Here is a 22,253-nt window from a genome sequence, read left to right as displayed (position 1 = left end):
GGCCCGCCCCACCCACAGCAACTCAATAATCTACATATGACTGATGATAAGGCAAATAATTGTGTAACAGCACACCTTTGTTCCGCCATGATATCCTAACCACATTATCTCTCAGTATGAACGTCGCTATGAAATTAAACTTCCGCTTACAAAACGCGCTTTCTGCCACACCTTCCCTGCCAATCATGCTGATTCATGGGCTATTTGGTAATCTGGATAACCTGGGTGTTTTGGCCCGTGACTTGCAAAAAGATCATACCGTGGTTCAGGTTGATATGCGTGACCATGGTTTATCACCCCGCTCACCGCAAGTGGATTACCCTGCAATGGCCCAGGATGTGCTGGAGCTGCTCGACCACCTCGCAATAGAGAAAGCCATTATTATCGGCCATTCGATGGGGGGTAAAGTGGCAATGGCACTGACAGCAATTGCTCCTCATCGTATTGCAAAGCTGGTCGCGATTGATGTCGCCCCGGTCAATTATCAAGTACGCCGCCACGACACTATCTTTACTGCCCTCAATGCTGTGAGTGCTGCGGGTATAACCCAGCGACAAGAAGCCGCTCAATTGATGCGTGAGTCGATAAAAGAAGAAGGGGTCATTCAGTTCTTATTGAAATCATTCCACAACGGCGAATGGCGGTTTAATGTGCCCGCACTCTGGGATCAATACGAAAATATTGTCGGCTGGCAACCTATTCCACCGTGGCCGCACCCAATCCTCTTTATTCGCGGTGAGCTGTCGCCATATATTCAAGATAGCCATCGTGATGATATTGCCCGCCAATTCCCGCAAGCCCGTGCCTATGTGGTCGCAGGGACTGGCCACTGGGTACATGCGGAAAAGCCGGATTCTGTCTTGCGGGCTATCCACCGTTTTATTGATGAAAACAGCACCGATGAAAAAGAGGCTGAATAAAAAAAGTACAGCGCACGATGGGGATTGATTAAAAATCATCCCCTGGGGAAAAAAAATGTATTTCCTGTGGAAAAATTGTGCAAAAAAGAACGAATTAGCACAATCTAATCACAGTAAAGCATTGTCGTTGCTCAGTTGGCTGGGGTATTATGGCGCGCTCTAATTTTGCTGCGGACTTCGGTCGCTGTTCACAGATCGTAACCGGTGCAAATGCAAATTCAGGCTGCTGGTATATAGGTTATTCAATGCGCTCAAGCTATGTTCTCAACCTGAAACATGTAAACCGAATCGTCAGACAAGGCTTCGTTACGCTTTCTGATGTAAATCCCTTGTAGTACTGCTACCTATGGCAAAAGAACAAACGGATCGCACGACGCTGGATCTGTTCGCAGATGAACGCCGTCCGGGGCGTCCGAAAACAAATCCATTATCCCGTGATGAGCAGCTTAGAATTAATAAGCGGAATCAACTACGGCGCGATAAAGTGCGTGGCTTACGACGCGTGGAACTGAAGATTAATGCCGATGCCGTCGATGCTCTCAACAGCCTTGCAGAGCAGCGTAACATCAGCCGTAGTGAGCTGATTGAACAAATGTTGCTGGCTCAATTAGCCCACTCACAAGAAGGGTTTTAACCCTATCGGTTACCACGACGGCGTGGCGTAATCACTTACGCTACGCCGTTTTTACTTTATCCCGCCCATACTGAAGTCACCGGGCTGTTAACGGTTTTTAGAATGTTTCCCAGTTTGCGTTGCTATCCACTCTCGCGCTGGCAGGTGCTGTGGTTAATGGGTTGGCCCGCGTTTTCACTGCCGGTTTTACTCGTTCGTCATCTGCCTTTAGTTTAAACACCGCCACCGCCCGGTTTAACTGAGTGGCCTGTTCTTCTAGCGAGGCCGCAGCACGGGAAGCTTGCTGTACTAACGCGGCATTTTGCTGTGTCACGCTGTCCATTTCTGCCACCGCTTGTCCGACCTGGCTAATACCTTTGCTCTGTTCATCAGATGCAGAAGCTATCTCACCCATTAAATCGGTCACATTGGTGATGGAACGAACAATTTCATCCATGGTAATACCAGCACTCTCCACCAAGGCCGAACCACTACTGACACGACTAACCGACTCATTAATCAAGCCATCAATCTCCTTCGCCGCCTGTGCACTGCGTTGTGCAAGATTACGTACCTCGCTGGCAACCACGGCAAAGCCACGACCTTGTTCACCGGCACGGGCGGCTTCAACGGCTGCATTCAGTGCCAAAATGTTAGTTTGAAAAGCAATGCTGTTAATTACCGTCGTTATATCGGCTATTTTCCGCGAACTGGCTGAAATCTCATTCATGGTGTTAACCACATCTGCCACCAATATTCCGCCCTTTTTCGCGGTGGCGCAGGCATTGGCCGCCAGTTGACTGGCATGGTGCGCATTATCAGCATTGTGTTTTACGGTTGCGGTTAACTGCTCCATGCTAGCTGCTGTTTCTTCAAGCGCCGCAGCTTGCTGCTCAGTGCGGGATGACAAATCGGTGTTGCCGGCTGAAATCTCGGCTGCACCATGATAGATCCCATCGGTGCTACTACGAATTGCCTGAACAGTATTCACCAAACTGGTTTGTACATCACGCAGCAGCGGGAATAACCGCCCAACACAGTTGCGACCAAAATCAGCAATAGGCAGACCAAGCTGACCGGAAGCAATCACGCGAAAATGCTCGCGAATATCGTCCAGTGGGCGCACCAGGTTGGCAACCAGATAGCGATCTGTTGCCAGTAAAATCACCAGACCGGCGATCAGCGCTGAGATAAGGGTAATGCTGCTCACTTTGGTCAAATGAGAGAATTGATCTTTAGCCACCCCGATAGCTTTTGATGCCGCCTGATTAAATTTTTCAGCCACTGAACCATACTGGCGACTCAATGCAGGTACCGTTTTTTTCGCTAAATCCTGATAAGCGGCGCTGTTATTGTCCATTGCAGCTTGATACAGCGGCGTAACCCCTTGTTCAATTAACCCACTCCACCCATCAATCACGCCGCTAACCAAAGCGGAGTCTAACTGTGCATGGTCAATAGTTTTAAATTCTGCCAACTTTTGCTTCAGGTTTTCCAATGCAACATTGGATGATTTCAATTCTTTGTCAGCATCCACGATATTACCGCTCTGGCGGTAATCTACTGAACGAGACAGACGTGTCACCATACGGAAATATTGATCCGTCCCCTGATTAACCAAATTCATATTTTCAACCAACACAGTATTCGCGTTGGAGGATTGTGTCAGTTGGTTGAGTGATAACAAGGTATAAGCCGATACACCGCCCCAGAGCAGACAAAATGCGCCAAGTACCCAAAGCAATGCCGCCCTGATAGTAATATTTTTTAAAAACTGCATGTTCGTTCCCCTTATATATCGGATAGTTACCGTTAGAGACTCTGGTGTTATTTGATGACCGAAAAGCAATAAAGGACGTTCATACAGCTAACGACAACTCCTTTGCCGGCAGACCTTCATCTGACGGATTTCCCCCTGGCACCGCAAATTGCAACTATTCAGTTACACAACGGTTATCGGCAATGGGGTTATAAGGTTGAGCGACTCACAAAAATTTAATATCGCATAAACTTGATAAAAGCCTGATGGGGTTCTCTGGCATTATGTCGCCCTATACATGTGTTATAATATTGGGCAGAACGCTCAGTAATTTGCATAACTATTTGAATTTAAAAGGTATTTAGCTATATGGCAACTGTAGGCATTTTCTTTGGCAGCGATACTGGCAATACTGAAAACATTGCCAAGATGATCCAAAAGCAACTGGGCAAAGATGTTGCTGAGGTTCACGACATTGCCAAAAGCAGTAAAGAAGATTTAGAAGGCTTCGATATTTTGCTGATTGGGATCCCAACCTGGTATTACGGCGAAGCGCAGTGTGATTGGGATGATTTCTTCCCAACACTGGAAGAGATCGATTTCAATGGCAAGTTGGTGGCGCTGTTTGGTTGTGGTGACCAGGAAGACTACGCAGAATATTTCTGTGATGCGATGGGTACCGTGCGCGACATCATTGAGCCACGTGGTGCCGCAATCGTGGGCCATTGGCCAACAGCGGGCTACCATTTTGAAGCGTCCAAAGGTCTGGCGGATGACGACCACTTTATTGGTCTGGCAATTGATGAAGACCGTCAGCCAGAACTTACCAATGAGCGGGTTGAGGCATGGGTAAAACAGATTACTGAAGAACTGAGCCTGTCTGAGATCGTGGGTTAATCAAGCCTGTCGGAAACGCTATGGTCGTGTTCAACACTGCCGGGCGTTTCCGTTGCCTTTTATCCTTTTGATCTGTGCTTTTTGTCATAACGTTGTTTTCTCTCTCTTTAGCTCCCATCCCCGGTGAGCAGCGCGTCCGGCTATCCGATTGTGCTTTGTTAAGCGGCCCACAGATCCACATCTTCCTGCGCGCAAAATGAAAATAAACTGCTACAAATTTGTAACTTTATCGCTCGTCACTGTACACTTAAATGATGTGTTATCCCCATTCATCAATACACTGCATGATTAATCTTACAAAGTGTGCAATTATATCTTTGTTAACAACCACGGTTTTCATTTGGGGCTAGCAGTTCTATAATGAGACGCAATTGTAATTATTGCGCCACGGATGTCATAGGCTGAACAGCCTTAATTTGAATCGATAGTAACAGGACTGAATCCGCATGACTGACAACAACAAAGCCTTAAAAAACGCAGGCCTTAAAGTAACACTGCCCCGGCTTAAAATTCTGGAAGTGTTGCAAGATCCGGCGTGCCACCACGTCAGCGCGGAAGATCTTTATAAAAAGCTGATCGATATTGGTGAAGAGATTGGTTTAGCCACGGTTTACCGCGTACTGAACCAGTTTGATGATGCCGGTATTGTTACCCGCCACAATTTCGAAGGCGGTAAATCAGTCTTTGAGCTGACGCAGCAGCATCATCATGATCACTTGATTTGCCTGGATTGCGGCAAAGTGATTGAGTTTAGCAATGAATCCATTGAATCGCTTCAACGTGAAATTTCTAAACAGCATGGTATCAAGCTGACCAATCACAGTCTGTATCTGTACGGCCATTGTGAGACCGGTGATTGCCGTGAAAACGAGTCGGCACACGATAAAAGATAATGTGGTTTGAAAGCATTATCTTATAAAGATTTTAAGCACTGAATACACTACGGCTTATGTTTAATCCAGATTGATAGGTTCTACTGTTTGGTTAACATAAGCTATCAGCAAGATGGCCACCTTTCCCGTTCTATACCTGAGTATCTCTCGGTTGGGAGTCAGGTGGTCGTTCTTATTTATGCCCTTGATATTTATTTATCCCCTTGCTACTTAAAGCCACTAGAGTGTTAGCGATGCTCTGGGTTCGTTCGCCTGCTAGCTATCCGCAACACCGTATCTACCCCGTTATTGATCTTTCCTGAGTGACAAATTTACTGTTTATCGCCCCCATTTATTGACTCTCCCCCCTTTAGCGAGCTGCACCAATTTTGCAGCAAAAAAAACCCCGGACCTGCCGGGGGAAAAACCATCAACTCAACTTCACTTAAATTTGTTTAGCCAAAAAATAAAGCAAACAGGAGATAACATTAGACACAGCTCGATACTACCAATTTTCAGACTTTAACCGGCTCAGCACGGCTACTACGCTTACCGTCTGGGCTGGTGGAGCGGATCATCACCTCGCCACTCACGGTAGGTTGTGCCTTGGCATCATACTTCTGCCACTGCTTACCGCCATCAGTTGAATACTCGATAATCAGGCCCGGCAGTGAGATATTGGCTTCCAACTTTCCTGCCACAACCCGAGCTCCGGGGACAGGCAAGCGATATGACACACCGGCTTTATCCAGTTTTGCCAGTTCACGTTGGCCCATGATGTTGGCAAAACGTTGCCAATCGATGTCCAACGCCTTGGTATCGACCCTGTGCGTCTGGCCACCTTGATATTCGCGGCCCGCTTTGTAGTCTTGCTCCCACGAAGCGCGATGCCAGGCACGCTCAGCCAATGGCAACATCCGCGGGAAGATCATGTATTCCATCTGCTCATCAGTACGGACGGTTTCATTCCATGACTGACCCGAGATGCCATGTACACCCGGCCAAGGTTTATCGCTTTTCGCGCTGAAGTGATTACCATCGCGGTCCACTGAGGTCTCGGCATTCTGCGGCATGTTGTCTGGTGCGAAGCTGAATACTTTCGCTTCGTCATTAAAGCGGGTTGCCCAGTAGTAACCGCGTTCATTCGGATTAACTTCATATGGCATATCGAAGTAGACATAATCTGGATTTGACGCGACCACTTCATAACCTTTATTGGCCCAATCATTGATTGAGTCAGCACCACCCCAATAGAGGGTATCCCAGAAGTTGACGCCAACGCGTTTAGTGGCAAACGCTTTAGCATCTTTGGCGTCTTTCAACCCATCCTGCCAAGCCTGCATCTTCTCGATGCCGTGAGCATTAACCAACTTACTGACTTCAATGGCAAAATAGCTGGAAAGATGTTCAACATCCTGCACCTTGCCTTGTTTGACCATATCCTGACAAACTTGTGATTTGGCCCAAGGTTTATCTTCAACACTCTTATCAATAATGCCTTTACCCGCTTCAATCGGCCCGTTTTTGTCCTGATAACCCGCACCCAAACGGATATTTTTCGCTTCATCGCCACCAAAGTGCCAGGTAGTCAGTGGCATACCGGCTTCTTTATGCATCTGCGCCATTTCGCCAATCACTTTATCGACAAACCGCTTAGAGGAATCGAGGCATGGGTTGAGATAGCTTTTACGCTCATAGAACTGAACTGACGTGGTATTGGAATCATCAGTCGGGTCAAGCAGACGGAATTCGTTAGCTTCTTTTTCTTTGCCCTGTTTCATCAGATTATTGTAACGGGCTTCCATCGACACTACGGCTGCACGGGCGTGTGCTGGCACATCGATTTCAGGGATCACATCAATCTGGCGTGCTTTGGCATATTTCAGAATCTCAATATAATCATCACGAGTGAAATGGCCGCTACCCATATTATTGCTGTCTGGGCCAGAACCCAATTGCGGCAGCAAGCAGGTATTCTCCGTCAAATCGTGACAACGTTTGCTACCAACATCGGTCAATTCGGGTAAGCCTGGGATTTCAATACGCCAGCCTTCATCATCACTTAGATGGAAGTGGAATTTGTTCAGCTTATAAGCTGACATCTGATCAAGTAAGCGCAGCACTGCATCTTTGGTTTTAAAATTACGGCCAACATCGAGGAACACACCACGGTATTCAAAACGTGGCGCATCTTTCGCCTCAAGAGTGGCAATAGTCTTAGTGCCGTCAGTCGGAACCAACGATAGAATGGATTGCAGGCCATAGAACACGCCGCTCGGATCAAAACCAATAACCTGTGCCCCTTTCTCGCCGATCTTCAGCTCGTAAGCACCGGAAACCGCTAAGTCACCTTTAAACGCGGCAGGTTGAATCACAGTTTTTATCGGGAAACCGGCTGAATTGGCCTTCAGACCCAGTAATTCGAAGCGCTGCTGAGCTGCCTCTGCGGCAGCTTTTGGCAATACACTCAGATCCAGCGCAACCCCGTGACTCAGATCCACATCCTGTTTATAGAGCTTAATCTCCATAGGCGTAGGGATTATTTGCCCACGCAAGTTAGCCACAGATAACGTTTTTACTGCTTCGTTTTTAACAAAGCGTGATTCCGGCGTCATCAGCACATTATTGTCATCTTTGGTGCGTTTCCACTGATCGCCGGTAAACTGTGTCAGATACTCATTGATATCTTCGGTATCGGTATTTTTTAGTACTTTGGGTTTAGCATCGCCAGCAGTGGCATACCAGCGCGGCATAAAATCAGTGGCAAACAACTGCCAGTATTCGCCAGTAATAGGGATTTCAACCGCTTGATTGGCGGGGAAACCCGTGAATTTGGCGGTAGGTTCAATTTTATGCAAATCACCCGTCAGATGAGTAATTTTAAACTGACTGTTATCGACGGTCAGAATCTGGCGGATACTATGGAAATAAATAGCCCAGTCTTGGCCGACTATCTCATCCCCGGTGTTGGTCAGAGTAATCATGACTTTATTACAAGATGCCCAGTCGGCACCCAGTTTGGCACAATCAACGCCATTTTCAGCAGCACGGTTATCCAACAATTTATAATTAACTTTCAATGTGCTGAGTTGATCAACAAGTTGCTGATTACGGGTATCAGCATTGGCATATCCCATCAAGCCAAAGGTTGCGGTTATCGCCGCTAAAGCATTTAATTTGAATTTATTCATCACTAACCTCATCCGTAATTAATAACAGCTGCCAGAACGGTTATTGACAGTATTGCTGCTAGCAGCGTTATTGTTAGCTCAATTACCGTTATCCTAATATTTTTATCTTGGATATTATTTATCTGGATTATTATTACTGCGTATTTCTTGCCACAGCTTTCCGCATTGCGCGTCATAGGCCTGACCATTACCGGTATGTGCAGCATCAATGCAACGCTGGTAATCCAACACTCGAACGGTCTCTTTCTCAGTAAAAGCCTGATGCGCTTTCTCTTGTTTCAGCACATCTAGCACCGCCTTGCAGGGGATCAATCTTTCTGGCGAACCTTCGCTGGCATTGATGCACGCGCTGTAGGCTTGTTTGAGTTTGCTATCTTCCGGTTGAACTGGGGTTTGTGGTGCGCAGGCACTTAATCCCAATACCGTGGTAATAATAAAAAGCATTTTCTTCATGGCGGGTGCTCCATTATGTCCCCGGGTTGGTTACCGGGGATGGCAATCAAAAAGTGGTCAACATCAGAAGATGGTAAAGGGTGCAATCACGATGAATTTAACGTCTTTTTCATCCTGGAATACGTTGCCAAAACCGCCGCCAAAGCTTGGAATATTGGTGTGGTTGTCATACATGGTGTAATGCAGTTTGAAGAGCGTGCCTTTCGCCCGGCCTTCTTGCAGGGTGTAGAGAACATCAAAGTTCCAAGCAGATTCTTTCAGACGCGTATTCTGGTCATAAATTGGGTTAGTACTTGGTTTTGCATCCCAGCCATACGCATAGGAGGTTCCCACTGACCAGCCCGCAAGATTCCAGTTTTTCAGGTCATACATCACGCCACCAAACAGCGCTTTTTCGCCGTTGGCGTTGAAGTCAGAGCGGGAATCCCACCAAACATCCAAACGGCCATTAGAGGTCGCATAGCCTGGCGTCATACGTTGCAGGAAGTAACCTTGGTTACCGTCAGCTTTGGCCCAGGTACCTTCAAGACGCAAGTCAAATGGACCGGTGGTGTAGCCCAATGTCAGCGCTTGTAGCCAGGCTAATCCGTCATAGACGTCGTTTACATTGCTGGCACCGCCATCAACTTTATCTTTTGCGCCGTAGAACTGATAAGAGGTACGAAGATCATTGCCAGCCACCGGGAAGGCGTAAGAAGCCTTGGCGAAATACTGGTCCATGTAATCTTTTGCCTGGCCAAATGCCGCTTCCATCACCAGTTTGTTTTTGAAATCGTATTTAGCACCGATTGAGTGCAGATAACTTACGCCGGTCTTGCCATCAGCCTGGCGGAAGTTGTACATATTCTGATACCAAGGCGCTTTATATTCATCAGTCCACATGTAAGACATGGACAAGGCACCGGCAGTATCAAAATCGAATTTAGCACCACCTTCAGCCCCACGGTAGGTCCCTGGCATAAAGCTCCAGTGTGGTGCGAGCAGTGTCTGACCCGTTGGTTGGATATAACCCCCCCGCGCCCAGAAATCACCTAGCTTAAATTTGGCCGCGGCTTTATAAACACTGACGCCACTTTTATCACCGGTCCATTTCTCATCCCAACGGGTTTTAGCATCACTGAAACCAATTTCGTTTGGCGCTGCCGGGCCACTGTTGGTCATTTCAACTGCGCCGAAAGCAGCCAAGTCAATACCAAACATGTCAGCCGCATAACCGGAAGAGAAATCCAGATTGGCGTTAAAGGTAGAGTGGTGCAAGTTGGCGACATATTTGCCGTACTCCGCACTCCCTGGCGTTAAATCTTTACGGTCACGCTGACGCTGCCAATAATAAATCCCACCGGTCAGTGACGAATCATCAATAAAGCCTTTAGCCTTGGCCTCTGGGGCTACCATGAACCCCGTTCCTAACAATGCACCCGCGACTGCGAGCGCCAGCGTTTTACGTTTAGCACCGTGCGTAACCATATGAAAAAATTCCTCTTTGACATCACATTTAAAGTGCGTTGCCTGTGTCCACCACAGCTCACAGGTTTAGCCTCAAAAAAACCCTAGTGGGTAAAATTTTTGCTGGGGAGCAATAACCACCAGCCATTACTGCTAAAAACTTCTGTTGCGAAAAACAACCGCTCTGTAGATTGCTGCTGCCACACAGACTATTTTTCGCGACGCGAATTATCAATTAAAAATAACGCTAATTATTCAAAGTATGACAACGAGCACATAACTGTGAAAAAATATTACAGAGTTCACAAAAGCTTTAAAAACAATGCATAACGTCATATTTTTAATTAGAAATCTTCTCTCATTGACATATTGAATGGTTTCAGCCGATGCAATAAAGCCTGCGTTTTCTCTTAATGAAATAGGGCTTTTCCCTCAGTTAATTCGTAAAGCGAATATTTAAGAAAGACTTACAGACAGCCGCTTTGTTGCTAAAAAAAGGAGCAATATGTCGACATTGACCAGGGGATAACACGCAGCAGTGGAAAAGAGAAAGGGAGTTATTAGTGTTTAGTACAATAAACAATTTCAGTTTTATTTCTAATAAACCGGGTGTGCCACCAGACAACGCACAGCTATCTGGATGAACTTACGCAGTCATGTGATTTGGGTGAATACCCGTTGTTAACATCAAATTTGCAGGAACTCAGGGCATAAAAAAAGCGTGGACTAAGCCACGCCAATTCTACTGTTCTGAGTGAGAACTAAAACTTAACTGGTCGTTTTTGCCGCCCAGGTATCACGCAAACCGACAGTACGGTTAAATACCAAGGCATCAGGGCGTGAATAGCGGCTATCAGTACAGAAATAACCTTCACGTTCAAATTGATAGGTTCGCTCTGGAACTGCATCAACCAAACCTGGTTCAACAAAACCCTGACGGATAATCAACGACTCAGGATTGATGGTAGACAAGAAGTCTTCCGCCGCCGCAGGGTTTGGTACGCTAAACAGACGGTCATACAGGCGAATTTCTGCCGGCAATGCATGTTTAACAGAAACCCAATGAATAACGCCTTTAACTTTGCGCCCATCGGCTGGATCTTTGTTTAAGGTTTCTGCGTCATAACTGCAATAAAGCGTAGTCACATTGCCTTCTGCGTCCTTTTCGACACGTTCAGCTTTGATAACATAGGCATTACGTAAGCGCACTTCTTTGCCTAGTACCAAACGCTTGTACTGTTTATTCGCTTCTTCACGGAAATCGGCGCGATCGATATAAAGCTCACTATCGAAAGGAACCTGACGCGTGCCCATCTCCGGGTTATTCGGGTGATTTGGCATAGTCAGCCACTCTTCCCCGGCCACACGATTTTCAATAATGACCTTGATTGGGTCAAGAACCGCCATGGCCCGTGGGGCATTTTCGTTGAGATCATCACGGATACAAGACTCCAGTGACATCATTTCAACGTTGTTATCCTGCTTGGTCACCCCAATACGGCGGCAGAACTCACGGATCGAAGCCGCGGTGTAGCCACGGCGACGCAAACCAGAAATCGTTGGCATACGTGGATCATCCCAGCCTTCCACGACTTTCTCGGTCACCAATTGATTCAGCTTACGCTTAGACATAATGGCGTATTCTAGATTCAGGCGAGAGAATTCATACTGACGCGGATGACATTCGATAGAGATATTATCCAGCACCCAATCATATAAGCGGCGGTTATCCTGGAATTCCAGTGTACAGAGTGAATGGGTGATCCCTTCAATCGCATCAGAAATACAATGGGTAAAGTCATACATCGGGTAGATGCACCACTTGTTACCAGACTGATGGTGTTCGGCGAACTTAATACGATACAGCACCGGGTCACGCATCACGATAAACGGTGACGCCATATCGATTTTGGCACGCAGACACGCAGTACCCTCAGCAAAACCACCAGCACGCATCTTTTCAAACAGCGCCAGATTCTCTTCCACACTGCGATCACGGTACGGGCTATTTTTCCCCGGCGCAGTCAGTGTGCCACGATATTCGCGCATCTGCTCAGCGGTTAACTCATCGACATACGCCAGGCCCTTATTAATCAGCTCGACAGCGTACTGATACAGTTGATCGAAATAGTCTGAGGAGTAACGCACATCACCGCTCCAGGTGAAGCCTAGCCACTCTACGTCGTGTTTAATCGACTCAACGAACTCAACATCTTCTTTCACCGGGTTGGTGTCGTCGAAACGCAAATTACACTGACCCTGATAATCTTGTGCGATGCCAAAGTTCAGGCAGATAGATTTGGCATGACCAATATGCAGGTAGCCATTTGGCTCTGGCGGAAAGCGGGTATGAACCGACGTATGTTTACCGCTGGCTAAATCTTCGTCAATTATCTGACGGATAAAATTACTCGGGCGGGCTTCTGCCTCACTCATTGTTCTATTCCTCAATGCAAACGCAACAAATATAACCGCATATTTACCTAATAGATTTCAAGGATGCAGGAAGGCGGCAAACGAGAGACAAATCGGTCGGGAACCGATTTGAATAGCATCTATGCTAGCCCGCAGGGTGAGCCTCAAGGATGAGGCTCATTCATCCCGATGAGCTTACACAAGTAAGTGATTCGGGTGAATGAGAGCGGCCAACACACCTGCAACTTGAAAGATGACAGGTATAATCCAACAAGCCCGACTTGGAAACAACCGTTTGTTACAGGAAATAAAACAAAAAAACGGGAAGAGATTGCTCTCTTCCCGTTGGTTCAGCTAAAAGTTAAATTGGTTATTCAGGACAGCAGTCCCTTTTCACCATTAACCTTAAGCTGATTATTTGCCACGGATCTCAAACAATGGGCTTTGACCGGCAACAACAGAGCTGCCTGCCAATACCGAGATACCGGCATAATCATCAATATTGCTCACCACAACCGGGCTAATCATTGAGCGCGCATTGGCGTTCAGATAAGCCAAGTCCAGTTCCAACACCGGTTGACCAGCAACGACAGTGGCTCCCTCATCGACCAGACGAGCAAAGCCCTGACCGTTCAGTTTTACCGTATCAATCCCGATATGAACCACAATTTCAGCGCCGGTTTCAGTTTCCAGACAGAATGCATGGTCAGTATTGAAGATTTTAACGATAGTCCCGTTCGCCGGAGAAACCACCATTTTATCAGTAGGACGGATGGCAACACCCTCACCGACTGCTTTGCTGGCAAAAGCTTCATCAGGAACTTGATCCAGTGCGACAACATCACCGGTAATAGGTGAAACCAGTACCAGAGAAGCGGTCTTAGTGGTGTTAATAACTGCCTGAGGCTTGGCTGCTGCTGGTGCCACAGAACTGCTGGCGGCAGGAACCGAACCACTTGCCAACACCGTACGCATTGCCGAAGCAATCAATTCTGCGCGGGTACCTACAATGATTTGCACACTTTGTTTATTCAGACGAATGACACCTGACGCACCTAAGCGTTTGGCAACACTGTCATTAACCTGGGCAGAATCTTTTACGTTCAGACGCAGACGAGTGATGCAGGCATCAATGCCAGTCAGGTTATCTGAACCACCGATAGCGCCAATATAGCGACGCGCCAGCCCGTTGATTTCACTTTCGTTCACTGCTGGGGTGTTATCAACATTGACGTCATAACCATCTTCTTCACTGCCTTCAACTGCCAATTCACGCCCAGGTGTCAGCAAGTTGAATTTCTGGATGGTGAAACGGAACACCACGTAGTAAATGGCGAAGAACACCAAACCTTGTGGGATAAGCATGTACCACTGTGTGGCTAACGGGTTGCGAGAAGAGAGCACCATATCCACTAAACCGGCGCTGAAACCAAAGCCGGCAATCCAATGCATGCTGGCAGCAATGAACACCGAAATACCGGTCAGCACGGCGTGCAAGAAGTACAGCACGGGTGCGACAAACATGAAGGAGAATTCAAGTGGTTCGGTAATACCGGTGAAGAAGGCTGCAAATGCACCCGCCAACATGATACCGGCCACTTTCGCTCTATTTTCAGGACGCGCGCAGTGATAAATCGCCAACGCCGCACCAGGTAAACCAAACATCATGATTGGGAAGAAGCCAGCCTGATAACGGCCAGTGATACCCACAACAGCTTTACCAGAATCGATAGATTGTTGGCCACCGAGGAAGTTAGGAATATCGTTAATACCAGCAACGTCAAACCAGAACACTGAGTTCAGGGCATGGTGCAGGCCGACTGGGATAAGCAAGCGGTTGAAGAAGGCATAGATACCCGCCCCCACTGAACCCATATCTTTGATATATTCGCCGAAGGTCACCAGTGCGTTATAAATCAGTGGCCAAACGTACATCAGAATGAAGGCAACCACGATCATCAGGAAGGACGTCAGAATTGGAACCAGACGGCGGCCGCTGAAGAAGGAGAGTGCTTTTGGCAATTCAACGCTGCTAAAGCGGTTGTACAACTCAGCAGAGATAATACCCACCAGAATACCCACGAACTGGTTGTTGATTTTACCAAAAGCTGCCGGAACCTGATCAACCGGGATCTTTTGAATCATCGACACCGCAGCAGGCGAGCACAGCGTGGTTAATACCAGGAAACCTACAAAGCCGGTCAGTGCAGCCGCACCGTCTTTGTCTTTTGACATACCGTAAGCAACACCAATTGCGAACAGCACGGACATGTTGTCGATAATCGCCGCACCGGATTTGATAAATAATGCCGCCAGTGCATTATCACCCCCCCAGCTTACCGGATCGATCCAATAGCCTACGCCCATCAGTATCGCGGCTGCTGGCAGTGTGGCCACTGGGACCATCAAGGCCCGGCCCACTTTTTGTAAGTAACTAAGAATATTCACCTTTCCCCCTATTCGTCCGCTATCGGACCCTTTAAGTAGTTTATTTATTTGATTCACTACCTTTTAGAAAAACGCATGGCACATCTTTAATTTATTCACGGCATGTATTACTCATTGCGGAGTGTAAAAAAATTATTTCGTAACGCAAATTAAAACCCCCTATTTTGTGATAAACTTCACCAAAAAACAGTCAAAAAGCACCAATGCACTAGCCATAACACAAAACTTATTTTATCATTCGAAAAATGAACAAAGTATTGTACCAGCGCATGAGTCAAAATCTGAGTTACGCTTAGCTGAATGATTCAATCCGCGTAGAGTATAGCCACTATTAGCAATCAAAGAGGTGCAAGATGAGACTTATCCCACTGAAAAACACCACAGAAGTTGGTAAATGGGCAGCACGTCATATCGTTAGCCGTATCAACGCATTTAAACCAACCGCTGATCGCCCATTTGTTCTGGGGCTGCCAACTGGCGGCACACCGATGGAAGCGTATAAGCACTTGGTTGCGATGCACAAAGCCGGTGAAGTGAGTTTCAAAAATGTGGTCACTTTCAACATGGATGAATATGTTGGGCTGCCACAAGAACATCCCGAAAGTTACTACACCTTCATGCACTCCAATTTCTTCGATCATGTTGATATCCCAGCCGAGAACATCAACCTGTTAAATGGCAACGCGCCAGATATCGATGAAGAATGTCGTCGTTACGAAGAAAAAATTAAGTCTTACGGTAAAATTAACCTGTTTATGGGTGGCGTGGGCGTTGACGGTCACATCGCATTTAATGAACCGGCATCGTCTTTAGCATCCCGTACCCGTATCAAAACGCTGACGCAAGAAACCCGCATCGCTAACTCCCGCTTCTTTGGTGGTGATGCAAACCTCGTGCCGAAATATGCGCTTACCGTAGGTGTAGGTACCTTGCTGGATGCGGAAGAAGTGATGATTCTGGTCACCGGCCACGGTAAAGCACAAGCCTTGCAAGCTGCGGTCGAAGGTAGCATCAACCACATGTGGACCATCAGTTGCCTGCAACTGCATGCCAAAGCCATCATGGTGTGTGATGAACCTTCCACTATGGAATTGAAGGTTAAAACTGTAAAATACTTCCACGAATTGGAAGCTGAAAATATCAAAGGTCTGTAACAGTCATCAGGGGGCTAAGATGTACGCTTTAACTCACGGCCGTATTTATACCAGCCACGAAGTACTGGATAATCATGCTGTTGTCGTGGCTGATGGATTGATCGAACGTATCTGTCCTGCCGATGAACTTCCGGCTGATATTGAGGTGCGCGATTTGGGTGGCGCCATTCTGGCCCCCGGTTTTATTGATGTGCAGTTAAATGGCTGCGGCGGCGTGCAATTCAATGATTCTCTCGAAGCTATCTCCGAAGAGACGTTGGATATCATGCAGCGCGCGAATGAAAAGTCTGGTTGCACCAGCTTCCTGCCAACACTCATCACATGTAGTGATGAGTTTATGAAGCACGGCATTAATGTCATGCGTTCATACCTGCAAAAAAACCAACATAAAGCGTTGGGTCTGCATCTGGAGGGGCCATATCTTAGCCCGCTCAAGAAAGGCACACATAACCCAGCGTTTATTCGCAAACCAACCGCAGAGATGATTGATTATCTGTGTGCAAATGCGGATGTGATTACCCAATTCACTCTGGCACCAGAGATGGTTGATGACAAATACATTCGCCAGTTGACTGAAGCCGGTATTCTGGTTTCAGCCGGTCACTCGAATGCCACTTATCAGCAAGCCCGCCAAGGCTTTGCGGCCGGTATCCGCTTTGCGACACATCTGTATAATGCCATGCCATACATCACCGGGCGTGAACCCGGCCTGATCGGAGCGATTTTTGATACGCCGGAAATCTACACCGGGGTGATAGCAGATGGCCTGCATGTCGACTGGGCCAATATCCGCAACGCAAAACGCCTGAAAGGTGACAAGCTGGTACTGGTAACTGATGCTACCGCTCCGGCCGGTGCTGAAATTGATCAATTTATTTTTGCTGGCAAAACAATATACTATCGCGATGGTTTATGTGTGGATGAGAATGGCACATTAAGCGGTTCAGCACTGACGATGATCGAAGCGGTACAAAATAGTGTGGAACACGTTGGCATCGCACTGGACGAAACATTGCGTATGGCGACACTGTATGCGGCCCGCGCTATCGGCGTGGATAAGCAGTTAGGGAGTATTGAAGTCGGCAAAGTGGCCAACCTGACTGCCTTTACCCGCGATTATAAAATCACTAAAACCATCGTTAACGGTAACGAGGTTTTAAAATAAGCGAGTAATTTTATTGATGAGCACCGGCGGACAGTCACAAATTGGTAATGTGGATCTTGTGAAACAACTCAATGGTGCCGTTGTTTACCGGCTTATTGATCAGCAAGGCCCTATCTCGCGCATTCAGATTGCCGATCTCAGCCAACTCGCCCCCGCCAGTGTCACCAAAATTACGCGTCAGCTACTGGAACGGGGGCTTATCAAGGAAGTTGATCAGCAAGCCTCTACCGGCGGTCGCCGTGCTATATCTATCGTGACAGAAAACCGCCAGTTCCATACCATTGCGGTGCGTCTGGGCCGCCATGATGCGACTATTACCCTGTTTGATATGAGCGGTAAATCACTGGGTGAAGAACATTATTCGCTACCTGAACGCACGCAAGAAACGCTGGAACACGCGCTGTTTACTATTATCAGTCAGTTTATTGAAGCCTATCAGCGCAAATTGCGTGAGCTGATTGCCATTGCGGTTATCCTCCCAGGTCTGGTTGAACCGCACAAAGGTATCGTGCGCTATATGCCCCATATCAGTGTCAGCAACTGGCCATTAGTCGAAAATCTGCAAAATCGTTTTAATGTCACCAGTTTTGTTGGCCACGATATTCGCAGTTTGGCGCTGGCGGAGCACTACTTTGGTGCAACTCGTGACTGTGAAGACTCCATATTGGTTCGTCTGCACCGTGGTACCGGTGCGGGTATTATCGTTAACAGCCAGATATTCTTGGGCAGTAACGGTAACGTGGGTGAAATCGGCCATATCCAGATTGACCCATTGGGTGAACGCTGTTATTGCGGCAATTTTGGCTGCCTGGAAACGGTTGCCTCCAATGCCGCCATTGAAAATCGAGTGCGCCACCTGCTCGCTCAGGGCTACCCAAGCAAATTAACGTTGGATGATTGTCATATCGGCGCTATCTGCAAAGCGGCTAACCGGGGTGACTTGCTGGCAAGCGAAGTGATTGAGCACGTGGGCCGCTATCTGGGCAAAGCCATTTCTATCGCCATCAACTTATTTAATCCGCAAAAAGTCGTTATTGCGGGTGAAATCATTGAAGCCGATAAAATCCTACTGCCAGCCATTCAGAGTTGCATCAATACACAAGTATTGAAAAACTTCCGCCTGAATCTGCCTATCGTGACGTCGCAGCTTGATCATCAGTCTGCAATTGGTGCTTTTGCTCTGGCTAAGCGCGCCATGTTGAACGGTGTATTATTGCAACGCCTGCTGGAAAGCTAACGCGTAGATGCAAATAAGGCAACGGCAGGGGTAAACGCCTTATCGGTCATGTTATAGTGGGCCATTGCCGTGCAAAAATGAGTAATATAATACCCTTCTGACTTGAGGCTGCTGCTCTCACTGACCCGAATACTGACCAGCGTCAGCGCATCGGGATGCACTCATTTGCTGCCTAACTGTAACTCCAATTAATTTGGGTTTAACCATGACAATTAAAAGCGTTATTTGCGATATCGATGGTGTGTTGTTACATGATAATAAAGCGATACCGGGCGCTAACGACTTTCTGGCCCGGATCCAAAATGCCGGAATGCCGCTGGTTATTCTGACCAACTATCCGTCACAAACCGCGCAGGATCTGGCTAACCGCTTCAGTTCTGCTGGGTTGGACGTACCAGAAAGCGCCTTTTATACCTCGGCGATGGCCACTGCCGACTTCCTGCGCAATCAGGAAGGTAAAAAAGCCTATGTTGTGGGTGAAGGTGCATTAGTACACGAACTCTATAAAGCTGGCTTTACTATCACCGATATCAATCCTGACTTTGTGATTGTCGGTGAAACCCGGTCCTACAACTGGGACATGATGCATAAAGCCGCCTATTTTGTCGCCAATGGTGCGCGTTTTATTGCCACCAACCCCGATAGCCACGGGCACGGGTTTGCTCCGGCGTGTGGCGCATTGTGCGCACCTATTGAGAAAATCTCCGGTCGCAAGCCGTTTTATGTGGGCAAGCCCAGCCCGTGGATCATTCGCGCGGCGCTGAATAAAATGCATGCCCATTCAGAAAGCACGGTGATTGTCGGTGATAACCTACGTACCGATATTCTGGCCGGTTTCCAGGCTGGGTTGAAAACGATTTTGGTCCTGTCCGGTGTTTCAACGCTAACAGATATTGAAGCCATGCCATTTCGCCCGAACTACGTTTTCTCTTCCGTGGTTGATATCAATATTATCTAATCTCTATTGGCGGTCATGTCATGGCCGCCACTCTCTTTTTTGCCCCCTCCTCCTTTAGCGCTATGCCTTTTTTTAGTGCAGTGCACCAAAGTTTCTTGCCATTACGCCCTATTTTGGCGCATTTTCTTTTATAGCCTTCGTCCTTGAAGCTGCTGGGGTGTTAGCTGGGTTCACTCACCCGAATCACTTGGCTGAGTTAAGCTCATCGGGACTGACTCGCTGGCTGCCTGCCTGCAACGTCAAGTGCTTTGGGTATAGGTACCCATTGCCGTACCAACCATTGCACCAAAATAATAGCGCTGTGAATTGGCGTATAAATTGCATGTATTTCTCACATCTAGTTTAGAAATAATTTGGATGACTGCATCGTCATGGGGCATAACTTGCATCACTCATAAGCAAGTGTGAAAAAACAGATCCAGCGATGAACGACTCAAATTCAACATCATCACCGCCAAAGCAGAGAAGTTAGGGAGATTATTATGTGTTCTATTTTCGGGGTCCTCGACCTTAAAACCGACCCCATTGAGTTACGTAAAAAAGCGCTGGAAATGTCACGTTTAATGCGCCATCGTGGCCCGGATTGGTCTGGTGTGTGGGCAAATGATAAAGCCATTCTCGCCCACGAACGTTTGTCTATCGTTGACGTCAATACCGGAGCCCAGCCCCTGTTTAATGCGGCCCACACGCATATTCTGGCCGTTAACGGTGAAATCTATAATCATCAGGCATTACGTCAGCAATATGGTGACCGTTACGCGTTTCAAACCGGCTCAGATTGTGAAGTGATTCTGGCGTTGTATCAGGAAAAAGGCCCAGAATTCCTTGATGACCTGCAAGGTATGTTCGCTTTCGTCCTGTACGATACAGAAAAAGATGCCTATCTGATTGGCCGTGACCATTTGGGGATTATCCCGCTGTATATGGGCCATGATGAAAACGGCAACATGTTTGTTGCTTCAGAGATGAAAGCATTAGTACCGGTGTGCCGCACCATTAAAGAGTTCCCAGCGGGCAGCTATCTGTGGAGTAAAGAGGGTGAGATTCGCGAATACTATCATCGCGATTGGTTTGATTTCGACAACGTCAAAGACAATGTAACTGACAAAGTTCAGTTGGCTAACGCGTTAGAAGAAGCGGTAAAAAGCCACTTGATGTCTGACGTGCCTTACGGTGTATTGCTGTCCGGCGGTCTGGACTCTTCCGTTATCTCTGCTATCACCAAAAAATTTGCCGCCCGTCGTGTCGAAGACGATGAGCGCAGTGAAGCCTGGTGGCCACAACTGCACTCCTTTGCAGTAGGTCTGATTGGCTCACCGGATTTACGTGCTGCGAAAGAAGTCGCCAACCATTTAGGTACCGTGCACCATGAAATTCATTTCACCGTGCAAGAAGGTTTGGATGCTATCCGTGATGTGATTTATCACATTGAAACCTATGATGTCACCACCATCCGCGCCTCAACACCAATGTATCTGATGTCGCGTAAAATCAAAGCGATGGGGATCAAGATGGTGCTATCTGGCGAAGGGTCTGACGAAGTGTTCGGCGGCTACCTCTACTTCCACAAAGCACCAAATGCGAAAGAATTGCATGAAGAGACTGTGCGTAAATTGCTGGCCCTGCACATGTATGACTGTGCGCGTGCCAACAAAGCGATGTCTGCCTGGGGTGTTGAGGCCCGCGTCCCCTTCCTGGATAAGAACTTCCTCGATGTTGCGATGCGTATCAATCCGCAGGACAAAATGTGTGGTAATGGCAAAATGGAAAAACATGTCCTGCGTGAATGTTTTGAATCTTACCTACCACACAGCGTTGCATGGCGTCAGAAAGAACAATTCTCTGATGGTGTCGGCTATAGCTGGATTGACACACTAAAAGAGAAAGCCGCAGAGCAAGTCACTGATCAACAGATGGAAACTGCCCACTTCCGTTTCCCATACAACACGCCATCGTCAAAAGAAGGTTACTTGTATCGCGAAATTTTTGAAGAGCTGTTCCCGCTGCCAAGTGCCGCTGAATGTGTCCCTGGTGGCCCATCAGTCGCCTGTTCATCAGCAAAAGCCATCGAGTGGGATGAATCATTCAAAAGTATGGATGACCCTTCCGGTCGTGCGGTTGGCGTGCATCAGGACGCTTATAAATAATTGAATGTGATGGTCTGCCTATATTGACTGTCCAATCTCAAGGCTGCCCTAGGGTAGCCTTGTTTTTTGCTGGCAAATTCAACAATTAATCACCATAAGTGCTGCTTTAATCACCAGACTGTTCACAAGCCACACAAACGAACCCTTTCAGCGCTTTTTTGGGAAAAAATTAGTTGACGCAATTCGGCCATATACGCATAATGCGCCCCGCAACGCCGATGAAGGTAATGCGGAAAAAGATGGCTACGTAGCTCAGCTGGTTAGAGCACAGCACTCATAATGCTGGGGTCACAGGTTCGATTCCCGTCGTAGCCACCATCTTTTTGCGGGAGTGGCGAAATTGGTAGACGCACTAGATTTAGGTTCTAGCGCCGCAAGGTGTGCGAGTTCAAGTCTCGCCTCCCGCACCATTATTCGTTCATCGGTTTGTCACAGCGGATGGGATATCGCCAAGCGGTAAGGCACCAGGTTTTGATCCTGGCATTCCCAGGTTCGAATCCTGGTATCCCAGCCATCTTTTTTTTGGATGGATAGCTGTAAGGCAAGAGAGTTGTCATATAAAAAAGAATTGTATTTCA

Annotated in this window: 15 protein-coding genes and 3 tRNA genes; 12 read left to right on the top strand and 6 right to left on the bottom strand. The window is 47.5% G+C overall.

Annotation, left to right across the window (positions count from 1 at the left end; all coding sequences use genetic code 11):
- Nucleotides 1–128: 128 nt before the first annotated feature.
- Together ybfF and ybfE are read left to right on the top strand one after the other, a co-directional pair.
- A complete protein-coding gene (ybfF, locus tag Q2T71_RS05250; RefSeq protein ID WP_372558344.1) occupies nucleotides 129–920 on the top strand; it encodes an esterase in 792 nt (263 codons plus the stop codon).
- Between the two features lie 346 nt (nucleotides 921–1,266).
- Entirely contained in the window at nucleotides 1,267–1,554 is a 288-nt protein-coding gene (ybfE, locus tag Q2T71_RS05245) for a LexA regulated protein (RefSeq protein ID WP_005163374.1), read from the top strand.
- A 97-nt stretch (nucleotides 1,555–1,651) separates the two neighbouring features.
- Here ybfE and Q2T71_RS05240 read toward each other — a convergent pair whose 3' ends face one another.
- Nucleotides 1,652–3,313: a methyl-accepting chemotaxis protein gene (locus tag Q2T71_RS05240; RefSeq protein ID WP_372558343.1), complete on the bottom strand. Its 1,662-nt coding sequence runs from the start codon at nucleotides 3,311–3,313 to the stop codon at nucleotides 1,652–1,654.
- 348 nt (nucleotides 3,314–3,661) lie between these two features.
- Here Q2T71_RS05240 and fldA point away from each other — a divergent pair, with 348 nt between their 5' ends.
- Together fldA and fur are read left to right on the top strand one after the other, a co-directional pair.
- Complete coding sequence (gene fldA / locus Q2T71_RS05235; RefSeq protein ID WP_083159633.1) at nucleotides 3,662–4,189, top strand: flavodoxin FldA; 528 nt, start codon at nucleotides 3,662–3,664, stop codon at nucleotides 4,187–4,189.
- Between the two features lie 446 nt (nucleotides 4,190–4,635).
- Nucleotides 4,636–5,082 carry a ferric iron uptake transcriptional regulator gene (gene fur, locus Q2T71_RS05230; protein ID WP_083159634.1) on the top strand — a complete coding sequence of 149 codons (447 nt, stop codon included), beginning with the start codon at nucleotides 4,636–4,638 and terminating at the stop codon, nucleotides 5,080–5,082.
- 494 nt (nucleotides 5,083–5,576) lie between these two features.
- On the opposite strand, the gene Q2T71_RS05225 is transcribed toward fur, so the two are convergent.
- The 5 genes from Q2T71_RS05225 to nagE all read right to left on the bottom strand — a co-directional run bounded on the left by Q2T71_RS05225 (nucleotide 5,577) and on the right by nagE (nucleotide 15,014).
- Nucleotides 5,577–8,252: a beta-N-acetylhexosaminidase gene (locus tag Q2T71_RS05225; protein ID WP_372558342.1), complete on the bottom strand. Its 2,676-nt coding sequence runs from the start codon at nucleotides 8,250–8,252 to the stop codon at nucleotides 5,577–5,579.
- A gap of 114 nt (nucleotides 8,253–8,366) precedes the next feature.
- The gene (gene chiQ / locus Q2T71_RS05220; protein ID WP_083159636.1) at nucleotides 8,367–8,705 is read right to left on the bottom strand and encodes a ChiQ/YbfN family lipoprotein; all 339 of its coding nucleotides are present in this window, start codon (nucleotides 8,703–8,705) and stop codon (nucleotides 8,367–8,369) included.
- A gap of 63 nt (nucleotides 8,706–8,768) precedes the next feature.
- Nucleotides 8,769–10,172: an OprD family outer membrane porin gene (locus Q2T71_RS05215; RefSeq protein ID WP_083159637.1), complete on the bottom strand. Its 1,404-nt coding sequence runs from the start codon at nucleotides 10,170–10,172 to the stop codon at nucleotides 8,769–8,771.
- Between the two features lie 747 nt (nucleotides 10,173–10,919).
- Nucleotides 10,920–12,587, bottom strand: coding sequence for a glutamine--tRNA ligase (gene glnS, locus Q2T71_RS05210; RefSeq protein ID WP_372558341.1), 1,668 nt, complete (start codon nucleotides 12,585–12,587; stop codon nucleotides 10,920–10,922).
- A 393-nt stretch (nucleotides 12,588–12,980) separates the two neighbouring features.
- The gene (nagE, locus tag Q2T71_RS05205; protein ID WP_372558340.1) at nucleotides 12,981–15,014 is read right to left on the bottom strand and encodes an N-acetylglucosamine-specific PTS transporter subunit IIBC; all 2,034 of its coding nucleotides are present in this window, start codon (nucleotides 15,012–15,014) and stop codon (nucleotides 12,981–12,983) included.
- Between the two features lie 353 nt (nucleotides 15,015–15,367).
- On the opposite strand from nagE, the gene nagB reads away from it, so the two are divergent.
- The 8 genes from nagB to Q2T71_RS05165 all read left to right on the top strand — a co-directional run bounded on the left by nagB (nucleotide 15,368) and on the right by Q2T71_RS05165 (nucleotide 22,189).
- Nucleotides 15,368–16,168: a glucosamine-6-phosphate deaminase gene (nagB, locus tag Q2T71_RS05200; protein WP_372558339.1), complete on the top strand. Its 801-nt coding sequence runs from the start codon at nucleotides 15,368–15,370 to the stop codon at nucleotides 16,166–16,168.
- A 19-nt stretch (nucleotides 16,169–16,187) separates the two neighbouring features.
- The gene (gene nagA / locus Q2T71_RS05195) at nucleotides 16,188–17,333 is read left to right on the top strand and encodes an N-acetylglucosamine-6-phosphate deacetylase (protein WP_372558338.1); all 1,146 of its coding nucleotides are present in this window, start codon (nucleotides 16,188–16,190) and stop codon (nucleotides 17,331–17,333) included.
- Nucleotides 17,334–17,349: 16 nt separating this feature from the next.
- A complete protein-coding gene (locus Q2T71_RS05190) occupies nucleotides 17,350–18,570 on the top strand; it encodes an N-acetylglucosamine repressor (RefSeq protein WP_193784698.1) in 1,221 nt (406 codons plus the stop codon).
- Between the two features lie 205 nt (nucleotides 18,571–18,775).
- Nucleotides 18,776–19,528 (top strand): HAD-IIA family hydrolase, encoded by a 753-nt coding sequence (locus Q2T71_RS05185; protein ID WP_032908027.1) that lies wholly within the window; start codon nucleotides 18,776–18,778, stop codon nucleotides 19,526–19,528.
- A 482-nt stretch (nucleotides 19,529–20,010) separates the two neighbouring features.
- Nucleotides 20,011–21,675, top strand: a complete 1,665-nt coding sequence (asnB, locus tag Q2T71_RS05180) for an asparagine synthase B (protein WP_005193277.1) — start codon at nucleotides 20,011–20,013, stop codon at nucleotides 21,673–21,675.
- Between the two features lie 241 nt (nucleotides 21,676–21,916).
- Nucleotides 21,917–21,993: transfer RNA gene (locus Q2T71_RS05175), tRNA-Met, on the top strand.
- 7 nt (nucleotides 21,994–22,000) lie between these two features.
- A tRNA-Leu gene (locus Q2T71_RS05170) sits at nucleotides 22,001–22,085 on the top strand.
- A gap of 29 nt (nucleotides 22,086–22,114) precedes the next feature.
- Nucleotides 22,115–22,189: transfer RNA gene (locus Q2T71_RS05165), tRNA-Gln, on the top strand.
- Nucleotides 22,190–22,253 lie beyond the last annotated feature (64 nt).

It is taken from the genome of Yersinia sp. 1652 StPb PI, assembly GCF_041538345.1.
GTDB classification, from domain to species: Bacteria; Pseudomonadota; Gammaproteobacteria; order Enterobacterales; family Enterobacteriaceae; genus Yersinia; species Yersinia enterocolitica_E.
This window is presented reverse-complemented; position numbering and strand designations above follow the sequence as displayed.